Origin of the sequence: Petrimonas mucosa (genome assembly GCF_900095795.1) — a bacterium.
Taxonomy (GTDB): Bacteria; Bacteroidota; Bacteroidia; order Bacteroidales; family Dysgonomonadaceae; genus Petrimonas; species Petrimonas mucosa.
This window is the reverse complement of record NZ_LT608328.1, coordinates 1797276-1810132: the sequence shown is the minus strand read 5'-3', so window position 1 is coordinate 1810132 and position 12857 is coordinate 1797276. Positions and strand designations below refer to the sequence as shown.

Here is a 12857-nt window from a genome sequence, read left to right as displayed (position 1 = left end):
AGAAAAATCACCTCTCCTTTTTCTTTGTCATCAAATAATTCCCCTGGCTGTTCTTCTCGAGGTGATACCCCTCGTTCAACTCGATATGCCACCCCTCGCCGATGATTTCGGTCTCCCCGATCTCGATCGGTTCGGAGAGCACCACCCAGATATGGCCGGGAGAGAGCAGTGCCCCACCACCGTTCACGGTCAGTATTCCCCAGTTGTCGCTGATACGGAGTGTGGGATAAACCATCCCTTCATCAACGTCAAGGGCGATCGGATTGGTGAGGTCGAACGACATGTTCATCTTTTCCAGTTTGATCTCCAGACGGGCCCTTTCCATGAATTTTTCGCGCAACTCCTCCAACCGCAACCTCTGTTTTTCCTCTCTCAAAACCTCCTGATCGAGGATCTCCCTGCCGTGATACTCTTCGGCAAGCTGACTGATATAGGAGGGTAAGACGATTCGCATCTCCAACTCAAAAGCCTCCTCAAACAGATCTGTAAGATCGGTTGAGGAACTGATTCCCTTGTTCCAGTCGCTATTTTTCTGGTAGAGGAAGAAAGCATATACCGGAACCGTCTCATAGGCGAATGAGCGGACAAAAGAGGGGATCCTGGCATAATTTTCCAACCTTTCGATAAGATACTGCCGCAGTTGCAACTTGCTACGCCCACTCATCATCTGTCCCGTATAGGTAGCAAGCCCTTCGAGCAGCTCAAGCCTGTTTTCGGAGGTTTGCGAACCGCTGTATACCAGGTGCCTGTACCTCCTGAAGAGAAGCGCATTCCTCAAATGCTCCTCTGCCTGATAGAGCCTGCGGGCCTTCAGTGCTTTCTTGAGCGCTTCAATCTCGAGCCGGAGCAACACCCTGCCATCCTTCTCATCCAGGTGATGGTTGTCCGATACACGCATGTCGAATCCCAGTGATGGTTGTGCGCAGTGAAACAGCTCATGAGTAATGAGATCGAGCCGCGGATGCTTGTCGGAAGAGAGCGGCAGAACAACAGTCGCCCATGTTTTTCCGTTCCATTCGAGTGAGGTGTTGTGAAAACTGATCGTCTTGGGCAGAACCCCCGTATAGTAGCCGTCCGTTTCCACCAGCTGATTGCCGTTGTCCGGTTCATTTGCAAATACCGTACGGGTATGCTCATCGATCAACATGATGGGACCGTAAATATCCTTCTCCCATATCCTCACATTCTCACGCGTAGCCTGTCTTACCTGCCCGAAATAGTGCAGTATGCTATCCCTGTCGATCACGGGGTTTTGTCCTGCCGCCACAGGGATAAAGAGGGAGATCAAAACCACACAGACAATGCTCTTCATTCCTTTCAGTCATCTGATGGCGAAAGATACAAAAAAGATTCTCTTTTAGGGAGAAGCGGCTAAAATCTTTTCATTCTGCCCCTTAAAAATTGAAGATAAGGGTTATGAGGGAGGCTATTGCGAGCGGGCATCAATCTCCTTCACCACCAGTGAGGCTAGCGTCATACCGAAGATTGCAGGGAGGTACGACATTGTACCGTTAATTCGTGCTTTTTTTGTATCCCACTGGGAAACAGCCCTGTTCTCTCCTTCAAGAAATGATTTCTCTCCTCTGTTTTCACGCACCTCATTGCTATAGACGCAAAGTACCTTCTTCTCCAATCCGCCCAGTTTCTTTATCCTCGAACGGAGTGCAGCTCCCAACGGACAACCCTTCACTTTCCAGAACTCATCAACCCTGATTGCCGATGGGTCGATCTTCAATGCAGCTCCCATAGAGGAAAAGAGGGTTCCCGGCATCTTTGACGCAGTACGCAGCAGGTGCACTTTATTGGAAAGGCTGTCGATGGCATCAATGATGAAATCGTAGCTATCCAGTTCAAAGGAGTCGGCCGTATCGGGACTGTACACCGCCTGCATGGGACGTATCCGGGCATTGGGATTTATCTCCAGCAGTCGCTCTCTCAATAGGTCCACTTTTACCTCTCCAATGGTCTTCACCGTAGCCATCAGCTGCCGGTTGATATTGGAGAGAGCCACCCGGTCTGAATCGACTAGCGTAAGATTGCCGATTCCGCTTCTGATCAACATCTCGGCGCACCAGCTGCCTACTCCGCCCACACCGAAGATGATTACCCGCTGTTGTGCCGCAAGCTCCATATAGCGGTCCCCCATCAGGAGTGCGGTTCGTTGGAAGATCTCTTTCTCGTTTACCATGATATCACTTTTGCAGAAAGATAGAGTTGCCAGCTGCGGGGAATAAACCTGACGATATTGGCCACAATCCGGTTCAATCTCCCGTGAATGGCCAACGTGCGACCCTTCATCATCGCACGGTATCCGAAAGCTACCACCTCAGCGGGCGAGGGAGTATTCATCCCTTTCACAAAACCATTGGGATGCTTCATGCGGGCCGCCTTGCCGAAGTTGGTCTTGACGGGACCGGGACAGAGGGCAGTAACTGTAATGCCATGTTTCCGGCATTCGTAGGCGATCGCCTGCGAGAAACTGGCCACATATGCCTTGGAGGCAAAATAGACCGACATTCCGGGTCCCGGCTGGAAGGCTGCCGTGGAGGCCACGTTCAGAATCTTTCCCCGGCCGCGCGAAATCCAATCCTGAAGAAAAAGATAACAAAACTGGGTTAATGCAGTCATATTCAGATTTATCATCTGCTCATGTCTCTCCCATTCGGTATCTGAAAAATCACCAAAATCGCCAAATCCGGCGTTGTTCACCAGATAATCCACTTCGATCCGGTCCGCCTTTATCTCGTCGTAAACCGACCGGACATTTTCCGGCAGGCTAAGATCACTTACAATCGTCCGAACCGATATGTTAAATCGATTTTCCAACTCACTCTTTATCTCCTTCAACTCGTTTTCGCTGCGGGCAACGAGGATCAGGTCTACCTGCTTCGAAGCGAACAAGCGGGCAAATTCGGCACCCAACCCCTTCGATGCACCTGTTATTAATGCGGTACTCTTCATATCTATTGTTTTGGCAACACAATTAAACTTTTTTTCCTCTACTGCGGTCAAAGCATCTGAATCAAACAATCAGCGCGAAAAGAGCTGTGAATGATTTATAATTGGGTTCTAATTGATATGGTGCACGCCGGTTGTGAAACTGGCGTGCATTCAATTTCAGGCTTTTTTCCGCCCTTTATCTATCCGGAGGAAGATAAAAAGCAGGATGGTGAACCCCCACAACGACGACCCGCCGTAACTGAAAAAGGGTAACGGGATACCGATTACCGGCATGATGCCGATCACCATCCCGATATTCACCAGCAGATGGAACAGGAAGATACTTACCACCCCATAGCCGTATACGCGTCCGAAGGTTGTGGTCTGACGCTCCGCCAGGTAGATCAGTCTCAGGATAAAAAGGCCGAACAGCATCAGGATAACTGTCGAACCGATAAATCCCCACTCCTCACCGATGGTGCAGAAAATAAAGTCGGTGTCCTGTTCGGGAACATACTTCAGCTTGGTCTGTGTACCGTTCAGAAAGCCTTTCCCCGACAAACCGCCCGATCCGATGGCAATCTTCGATTGACCCACATGATACCCCGATCCGCGCAGATCCTGCTCAATCCCCAGTGTAACTTTGATCCGCATCTGCTGGTGCGGCTGCAGCACATCGCTGAATACATATTCGCTGGACTCGACAAATGCAAAGGAGCCTATCACAAAGAGGAAGATATAGAGATAGACCCTCTTCCAGAAACGGAGTGAGAGAAAGATCAGATAGAGCAACACTAACCCTGAGGCGATTAGAGCCAGCAGACCGGGATCGACCGGGAGATGAAGGAGGTGCAAGACCCATCCTGCAATTAGCGCCAGAAGGCCAAACCCGATAATCATAAAGGCGGCACCCATTTTTTTCGCATAACTCCAGACAAGACCTGCCGTAAAGAGAATAATCAGCACCAGCGAAATGAACTCGCCGACTGACAACATGCCGAGCTGGCTTTCGGAGAAACGGATGGTCAGTACAAAGTAGAGAATTGCAGCTACCCCCATGAAAAGGATGCCACCGGGCAACCCTTCACGATACAAGACGAATATCAGACTCAGATAGACCAGCGCCGTACCTGTTTCACTCTGCAGGATCACCAGTATCAACGGAAGGAGCAGGATTGCAGAGACCACAAGCAGGTTCTTCCTTTCCATCAGCTGGAAATTATAGACATTAAATATCTTCGCCAAGGTGAGTGCCAGGATAAATTTCATGAACTCGGCAGGCTGCAAGCGGACCGGACCGATCACCAGCCAGGAGCGTGATCCCTTGATCTCTGGTGCAACTGCAAAAGTGATTACCAGGAGTGCGATCCCGGCAATATAAGCTACGAAGGCATATGTCTCATAAAAGGAGGTATCGATCTTGAGCAGGGCAAAAGCAAGCAACAAGGATGTTCCCATCCATACCAGCTGCATGCCGGCACGGCCAGAAAGGTCGAAAAGGCCGACCGCGTTCTCTAGGTCGAAGCTGGCTGCATAGATATTGAGCCAGCCCAGCACGATACAGATCAGGTAGATGATTACCATGAACCAGTCCACCCGTCCATTCTCCTCAATATCGTTAATCCCTTTGTACATCTCTCTCTTTTATTGCAGTTGTATCCACACGTTGTACGGGAGTAGTCTTCCTATAGGCAAAAGGCAATATTACCCGGTTCGCAATGGTCTCTTCCAACACTTTATCCTGCGGCATGATTTCACCCATCAGGTACTTCTGCATCATCAATCTTCCGATGGGGACGGCATTTGTAGCCCCGAATCCCCCGTTCTCCACAATGACGGCGATGGCCACCTGCGGATCATCCTTCGGGGCGAAACCGATAAAAAGCGAGTGATCTTCGCCGTGCGGGTTTTCAGCGGTACCGGTTTTGCCACAAACGGTAAAGTAGGGTTCCATGTTTGCCCTGCGGCAAGTTCCGTGTCTGACGGCATCCGCCATTCCCTCTATTGTCAGTTCAAAATGTTCGGGGAGGATGTTCGACTCCCTCCTCTTGCTGTAAAGCGTGTCCGGGGGTGCACCTTTCCGTGCTTTTACCACGTGTGGCTTGTAGTAGTACCCCCGATTGGCTATGATGGCCGTATAATTGGCAAGCTGAAGGGGAGTAGCCAGTATCTCTCCCTGACCGATGGCAATGGAGATGATGTTGTGCGCCACCCACCTGTCGGTCTTGAACGCGTTTGAATAGTATTTGCTGTTTGGAATAAAGCCCCTCTTCTCCGATGGCAGATCTACATCTGTCTTGTAGCCAAAACCCAAATCAACCATATGCTCTTTCCACACTTCGAAAGCTTCAATGGTACTGCCGTACTTGGTCCGGTCATTCAGCATGGCGTTAAGGCCATAGCAGAAAAAGGAGTTACAGGAGGTGGCCAGTGCGGGCTGCAGGTTGAGCGGTGATGCGTGACCGTGACAGGCAGGTCGCCCGCCCAAGGGCGGATACCCGCCGAAGCAGCTGTACCTGGTGTCGGCGGTAATTATCCCCTCTTGCAGAAAAACCAATCCCTGTGAGGGCTTGAAGGTTGACCCGGGTGGGTATAGTCCCGAAATGGCCCGGTTGATAAGCGGCTTATAGGGATCCCGTTCAAGTTTGAGGTAGTTCTGACTGAAATTCTTTCCGGTAAGTATGGAGGGATCGTATGAGGGTGCAGCCACCATGCAGAGAATCTCGCCCGTTTTGGGTTCGATCATGATGATGGAGCCGATCTTGTTTTGCATCAGATATTCTCCGTATGCCTGCAGATTGACGTCGATGGAGAGCGTCAGATCACGCCCTGAAACAGGCATTTTGTCGAACTCCCCGTCGCGGTATTTTCCCTGCACGCGACCATGCGCATCGCGCAGAAGCACCTCCACTCCCTTTTCCCCTCGCAAATCCTCCTCGTGCGAGAGTTCCACGCCAGATTTACCGACATAGTCACCACGCACGTAGTAGGGGTCGGCAGCCATCTTGTTTTTATCCACCTCGGCCACATAGCCCAGGATCAACCCCATGTAGGGATACTTGTATTGTCGTTCCGTCCGGTTCTGGATGTAAATGCCGGGAAATTTGTACAACTTTTCCTGCAGCAGTCCATACTCCTCCACGTCGAGCTGCGACATGAAGAGTTGAGGGGTATATGAAGAGTATCCGGGATTCTTGCGTGGATCCTTCATATCGGCTTCCAACTGCTTGAAAGTTGCCTTGTCGATATTCAACGTATTGCAAAAATCGAGCGTGTCGAAGGCTTTCATTTCACGCACAACCATCATGACATCGTAGGTTGGCTGATTGTAGACCAGCAATTCGCCATTCCGGTCGTAAATCGCTCCGCGGGCAGGATAGAGTGTTCTTCTGAAAAAGGCGTTGCTGTCGGCAAAATTACGGTATTCTGGACTCAATATCTGCAGGTTAAACAGCTGGGCAATATATACCAGCAATGTTATGACGACAACAGATGCGATGACATACCGTCTCCCCTCGTATTTCTTTTTGTTAACCACCTTTCTCCCTCCTGATTGATAAGGAATCCAGCGCCAGTATCAGAAAGATTGTCAATATCGAAGAGGTGGCTATCCTGATAAGGGTACTGGTGAGATTAAACAACGTAAAGGCTTCGATGAAAAAGAGCAACGTTTGATGCAGCAGCACCATGGTAACCGTATACTTTACAAAGGCCGCCGCAGAAGTATGGATACCGGGAATCAGTTCCTCATACTCGTTTTTGGGATAATAGAGGTTCAGCACAACCCCTCTCATCGCAGCAACCATCGTGGTCGCTGCAGCATTCATTCCGGGAGTGTTTAAAAAGATATCAATAATCAGCCCCAGCAGGAAGCCCGATATGATGACGTAAAAGGGGCTTCTTCCATAGGGCAGCTTGATGAGAAAATAGATATAGAGAATGGGCACAGCCAGTCCGAAAACAGCGATACGGTTAAGCAGCAATACCTGCAGCAATACCAGTATCAGAAACCATAGAAACTCATAGAACAAGGAAACTGCTTTCATTACTGAATCGAGTTTTCTAATTGCTTTTGCTCATCATAACTTTTGTCATCTATAATGAGAATATCCCTTACGGAGTGGAAATCCGTGGCTATTCGCACGTCTAATGTATTGAAACTGTCATCTTTAGATGGAATCTGTCCAATGACATATCCGATGACGATATCTCTCGGAAAGATACGCGAGAAACTGGTCAACACCGTATCGCCCGGTTGAAAGACTTCATGTTTGGGCAACTCTCCAAGCTGAGCCACTCCCAACTCCTTGCCGTTCCATGAAACCGAACCGGTATTGCTGGAGTTCTTCAGCCTGGCACTTAGCCTGAATTTAGGATTCACGATGGGGATAATCACCGAGAAAGATGAAGAGCTCTTCAACACCACCCCTACCACGCCGTTTTGTGATACTACCCCCATGTCGGGCCTGACTCCATGATCAGAACCCTTGTTCACCGTTATGAAATTATTGGGACCCGAGAAACTGACGTTAATCACCTCCGCCGGAATAAACGAAAAGCGTGATGCCGGTACGGAGTCCCCCTGAAAAGCATTCGTTGTCAACGAATCCATCTGCAGATCTGCAAGATGGGTTTTCAATGCATGCAATTCGGCAGCAAGTTGTGCATTCCGTTCCAACAGGAGCTTGTTGCTCTTGTTGAGATGAATAAAAGCGGTCGTCTTACCGGACAGATCATAGATCCAGCCGGTTACCCGATTTGCCGATGTAAGAAAGACACTTCTCTGGTATGAATTATAAGAAAAAACCAAGTAGAAGCTGATAACAACCAAGACAATTGCTACCAGCCACGAGCTATTTCTGATAATAAACGCGAGAAGGTTCTTCATCCTATCTCATCAGGAATGTAAACTTGTCGATATTCCTCAAGGCAATAGCAGTTCCTTTGGCTACCACATGCAACGGATCATCCACTACTTTGAACGGGATACCGATCTTGTCGGTCAACCGCTTATCCAGACCGCGCAGCAAGGCACCACCACCTGTCAGATAGATTCCGTTCCGCACGATATCTGCATACAACTCAGGAGGAGTCTGTTCCAAGGCACTCAATACTGCCGAATCAACTTTGGAAATAGATTTTTCCAGACAGTGAGCAATCTCCTGGTAAGAGACTGGCACATCCATGGGCAGGAAGGTCATGCGGTTGGGACCGTGAACAATAAAATCTTCTGGTGGATCCTGCAGTTCGGTCAGCACGGAACCTACATTAATCTTGATCTGCTCTGCCGTTCTCTCCCCTACCTTCATGTTATGCTGGCGACCCATATAATCCATGATATCTTCGGTCAGATCGTCACCTGCAATCTTGATCGATTTGTTCGATACGATTCCGCCGAGCGAGATAACGGCAATCTCCGTCGTTCCACCGCCGATATCCACAATCATGTTTCCCTCCGGCAGTTCCACATCAAGTCCAATACCCAGTGCCGCCGCCATCGGTTCGAAAATCATATAGACATCCCGGCCCCCGGCATGTTCGGCAGAGTCGCGTACGGCACGGATCTCCACTTCGGTACTTCCGGATGGGATACAAATGACCACGCGGAGCGAAGGGGAGAAGAGGCCACCCTTGTTTTTCGTAGCCATTTTTATCATGCCGCGAATCATCTGTTCGGCAGCGTTGAAGTCGGCGATCACCCCATCTCTTAAAGGTCTTACTGTATGTATGTTCTCGTGCGTTTTTCCGTGCATTTGGCGGGCTTTCTCACCCAGCGCAATCATCCTGTCGGTCTTGCGGTCCAAAGCAACGATGGAGGGCTCGTCCAGCAGAATTTTCCCGGCGTTGTTTACAATAATGGAATTGGCCGTTCCCAGGTCCATTGCCAACTCCTGTGTGAATGAAAATAATCCCATATTAATTATGCTTGTTTTAAGTTTGCTTCAATTTATTTAATGATTATCCGCAATAGTTCCTATTGTAAATTCTTGACTTGAAATCAGGAGCATACGTTACAGCGGCTATCAACAGTCTTTCAAACTGGTTTTCCCCGAAGTAACGCCTGTTGAATTTATAACAGAACTGGTTGAGGTAATATTGCAAGTATTCTGGTTTTATCTTGTAATACACGCCCAGGAGCTGTCGTTTGGCATTGCTGATCGCGGTATGCACCCAGGGCAGCACCTTGGAAAGATCCTGGTGTGGAATAACAGATGCCGTATGTGAATGAACATGCTCTTTCAATTTAGTGTAAGATGTTGAGTCATCGGTGGTCAGATCCGCCGTGCTTTCAACGTGCTCTTTGACATTCCTTGTAATTGTACCGGACTTCAAGTCACTGATCACTTTCATTTTCAGGTATCTAACCTTCTTGGGTTTCTTACCCGGCTTGGGGTTTTCAACCGTTTTGCTTTCAGCCATTACCAGCACTTTGGTCTTTTTTTGGCTCCCGCGGCCGCGCTTCAACGGTTTGTCCCTCTCTTCAAGGGATATTTCGGTGGAAAAGAAGGCGTCGTCCAACTCGATGGCTCCCTCGAGGGTGTACTCATCATCGCGTTTGCCCATCACGTCACGCAGTTTATTGACCATTTCCCATATGGGCTGGTAACGCTTGTGCCCCAGCTGGCGCTGCAGCTCCGCCGCGGAAAAGGAGCCCTTGGTCGCCGTGAGCAGGTGCATGGCCACGAACCAGTAACGGTAAGGCAGGTTGGAGTGCTGCATGACGGTGCCTGAACGCAAGGTTTGGCGTGCGCGACAACGCTTGCATTCATAGGCCTGCTTGTTTTCCAGCCAATAATGTTCTTTACAATTACAATGACGACAGGTTACTCCCATTTGGTCTCTTTGTTCTTTGAATTTTTTCCGACAGGATTCCTCATCGGGGTAATTTATAGCAAAATCCAGGATATTCATAGTTTGAATCTTTATATCGTTAGCGATGTAAATATAATGAATATCAGTGAATTGTGCAAGTGTTTTTGAAACTTATTTATAACTTTTTCCCGTTAAATTCTTTAGGAATAACTGCGGATAATCATTATTTATTTTAAGGAGGTCTACGTGCATGGACCCAGTTAATGTTTGAAATGTCTGATTCCAGTCGTCACCATCGCCAGGCCATGCTTGTTGCAGTATGCAACCGACTCGGCATCCTTGATGGAACCCCCAGGCTGAATCACAGCTGTTATCCCTGCCTTATGCGCAATCTCCACACAGTCGGGAAATGGGAAGAAAGCATCCGATGCCATAACGGCTCCCTGAAGGTCGAACTTGAATGTTCTGGCCTTCTCGATAGCCTGGTTCAATGCATCCACCCGTGATGTCTGTCCGGTTCCGCTGGCAATCAACTGTTTGTTTTTTGCCAGCACGATGGCATTCGACTTGGTATGTTTCACCAGTATATTGGCAAAGAGCAGATCTTCCGTCTCCTTTTCAGTGGGAAATTTCTCGGTTACAACCGTCAGGTCCTGCCTGGTCTGTACAGCCGTATCCCTGTCCTGTACCAGAAAACCATTCAGTGCCGAACGGATCATGAGGTTGTTTACCTCTCCGGCAATCAATTTCTGTTTCAGAATGATCCTGTTCTTCTTCTGTGAGAGTATGGCAAGTGCGTCAGGCAGGAAGTCGGGTGCGATGATCACCTCAAAGAAAATTTCGTTGATAGCCTTTGCCGCCTCTGCATCTACCGGCCGGTTGGTAACCACGATCCCACCGAAAGCAGAGATCGGATCGGCGGCCAATGCTGCCTCCCAAGCCTCTTTGACCGTATCTCGGCATGCCATGCCGCAGGCGTTGTTGTGCTTCAGGATGGCCAGGGCAGTCTCGTCAAAATCGGCAATCAATGAAACAGCAGCATCAATGTCGAGCAAGTTGTTGTAGGAGATCTCCTTGCCGTGCAACTGCTCAAATGCCTCACTGAAATTTCCATAGAAGATTCCCTTCTGGTGCGGGTTCTCACCATATCTCAGTGTTTTACCGCTACCTGCAGTCACCCTTAGTGCCGAATTCACGCCGGTATCGAAATAGCTGAAGATGGCGGAATCATATGCCGACGAAACTGCAAAAGCCTCTTTGGCAAACCAGCGGCGATCTTCAATATCGCTGTTGCCGTTCTTCTCCTTCAACAGATCGAGCAGAGGTTTATACTGCTGCTTCGATGCCACCACAATCACATCTTTATAATTCTTGGCTGCACCGCGGATCAGGGAGATACCTCCGATATCAATTTTCTCGATGATTTCTTCTTCGGTTGCATTGGCTGCAACTGTTTTCTCAAACGGATAGAGATCAACAATCACCAGGTCGATAGATGGAATATCGTATGACTTGATAATCTTCCGGTCCTGTTCCTCGTCACGCCGATAAAGGATTCCACCAAAAATCTTGGGATGCAGCGTCTTTACACGTCCGCCCAGAATTGACGGATAGCCGGTAATATCTTCCACAGATTCGCACTCATATCCCAACGACTGGATAAAATCACGGGTTCCTCCCGTGGATATGAACTTCACATTTAGGCTGTTCAGCAGTTTCAATATTTCTTCCAAACCATCTTTATGAAACACTGAAATCAGCGCTGAATTGATCTTCTTTGACATTAGTGATTCCTTTTTTTAAAGAGTACAAAGGTATAAAATCTATCGTAATTTTAATAAATAAAAAATGTTAGATTCAACAAGGTACGAAAAAATTCTTATCCCGGTGACAGACAACAATCCTTAAACAGAAAAACCGCCCCGGATACGAGGCGGTTTTTGTCTTTTCTAGTCAACTGGATGGTTATCTCACCTCCCAACCGAGTGCACTTGCTCCGAGTACGGCTGCATCGCTCTCCTTGAGTTCGGAGAAGAGCAGTTTTACCTTGTTCTTGAAAATGGGCAACAGGTTCCGTTCCATCGATTCGCGGACTGGATTCATGATGAGATCACCCGCTTTGGCCAATCCTCCGAAAAGGATGATGGCTTCGGGACTCGAGAACGCCACGAAGTCGGCAAAAGCTTCACCCAGCATCTCGCCTGTGAAACGGAATATCTCCTTTGCCATCTCATCGCCGGCCATAGCTGCATCGAAAACATCCTTCGAGGTAATCTCGTCGATGGGAATATTGCGCAACTGGCTCTTTGCGTCGTGCTGAAGCTCGAGGTATTCGCGTGCAGTACGTGCCACACCCGTTGCCGAAGTGTAAGCCTCCAAACATCCCGATCTTCCGCAACCGCACACCCGTCCGTTTGAACGACGCATAATGACATGGCCAAGTTCACCGGCAAAGCCGTCATGACCGTACACCAGCTGGCCGTTGACCACAATTCCGCTTCCGACACCAGTACCGAGCGTGATCACAATGAAGTCTTTCATACCACGGGCTGCTCCGTAAGTCATCTCCCCGATTGCCGCCGCATTGGCGTCGTTGGTCAGTGCTACGGGAATACCCACCCTCTCTTCCAGCATTTGAGCAAACGGAATAATACCCTTCCAGCGGAGGTTGGGCGCAAACTCAATGCTACCGGTGAAATAGTTGCCGTTTGGCGTTCCGGCTCCGATTCCCTTGATCTGTTCTTTGGTGGCGATGTCCTTGATCACATCTTCAATCACCTCAGCCAACTCATCGAGATAGTCTTCCACATTGGCATGTTTGGCAGTTTTAAGGCTTCCGCTACGCAAAATCTGTCCTCTCTTGTCGACGATACCAACTACTGTATTTGTACCGCCCACGTCAATACCTATTACATAAGGTTTATCCATGAGTTTATTTTTAAATGTTATTCAATGAGATTAATTCTTCTCGCAAATATACGATTTATTTGTCATCATGCCTTTATATTGTTAAAAAAAATGGTTGATGCTCATTTTTTCAATTTAAACTTGAATTTAGGTTTGAAATGTTATATTTTGACATATCTTTGCAAATCGTCATAACA

At 48.6% G+C, this 12857-nt stretch carries 11 protein-coding genes; all 11 read right to left on the bottom strand.

Annotated elements, in window-relative coordinates; translation table 11 throughout:
- Positions 1–7: 7 nt before the first annotated feature.
- Positions 8–1312 carry a hypothetical protein gene (locus ING2E5A_RS07230; RefSeq protein WP_071136837.1) on the bottom strand — a complete coding sequence of 435 codons (1305 nt, stop codon included), beginning with the start codon at positions 1310–1312 and terminating at the stop codon, positions 8–10.
- A gap of 114 nt (positions 1313–1426) precedes the next feature.
- Positions 1427–2188, bottom strand: a complete 762-nt coding sequence (locus ING2E5A_RS07225) for a tRNA threonylcarbamoyladenosine dehydratase (protein ID WP_071136836.1) — start codon at positions 2186–2188, stop codon at positions 1427–1429.
- On the bottom strand, positions 2182–2961 hold the full coding sequence (locus ING2E5A_RS07220) for an SDR family NAD(P)-dependent oxidoreductase (RefSeq protein ID WP_071138251.1): 780 nt from the start codon (positions 2959–2961) through the stop codon (positions 2182–2184). The genes ING2E5A_RS07225 and ING2E5A_RS07220 overlap by 7 nt, the downstream gene beginning before the upstream one ends.
- Positions 2962–3117: 156 nt before the next feature.
- Complete coding sequence (rodA, locus tag ING2E5A_RS07215; protein WP_071136835.1) at positions 3118–4575, bottom strand: rod shape-determining protein RodA; 1458 nt, start codon at positions 4573–4575, stop codon at positions 3118–3120.
- A complete protein-coding gene (gene mrdA / locus ING2E5A_RS07210) occupies positions 4559–6478 on the bottom strand; it encodes a penicillin-binding protein 2 (RefSeq protein ID WP_071136834.1) in 1920 nt (639 codons plus the stop codon). The genes rodA and mrdA overlap by 17 nt, the downstream gene beginning before the upstream one ends.
- A complete protein-coding gene (mreD, locus tag ING2E5A_RS07205) occupies positions 6471–6986 on the bottom strand; it encodes a rod shape-determining protein MreD (protein ID WP_071136833.1) in 516 nt (171 codons plus the stop codon). The genes mrdA and mreD overlap by 8 nt, the downstream gene beginning before the upstream one ends.
- A complete protein-coding gene (mreC, locus tag ING2E5A_RS07200) occupies positions 6986–7828 on the bottom strand; it encodes a rod shape-determining protein MreC (RefSeq protein ID WP_071136832.1) in 843 nt (280 codons plus the stop codon). Before mreC ends, mreD begins: the two co-directional genes overlap by 1 nt.
- A 1-nt stretch (position 7829) precedes the next feature.
- On the bottom strand, positions 7830–8855 hold the full coding sequence (locus ING2E5A_RS07195; RefSeq protein WP_071136831.1) for a rod shape-determining protein: 1026 nt from the start codon (positions 8853–8855) through the stop codon (positions 7830–7832).
- Positions 8856–8898: 43 nt separating this feature from the next.
- Complete coding sequence (locus tag ING2E5A_RS07190; RefSeq protein WP_071136336.1) at positions 8899–9852, bottom strand: IS1595 family transposase; 954 nt, start codon at positions 9850–9852, stop codon at positions 8899–8901.
- Positions 9853–10013: 161 nt separating this feature from the next.
- Positions 10014–11537, bottom strand: coding sequence for a bifunctional phosphoribosylaminoimidazolecarboxamide formyltransferase/IMP cyclohydrolase (purH, locus tag ING2E5A_RS07185; RefSeq protein ID WP_071136830.1), 1524 nt, complete (start codon positions 11535–11537; stop codon positions 10014–10016).
- A gap of 181 nt (positions 11538–11718) precedes the next feature.
- Positions 11719–12681, bottom strand: coding sequence for an ROK family protein (locus ING2E5A_RS07180; RefSeq protein ID WP_071136829.1), 963 nt, complete (start codon positions 12679–12681; stop codon positions 11719–11721).
- Between the last annotated feature and the right edge of the window lie 176 nt (positions 12682–12857).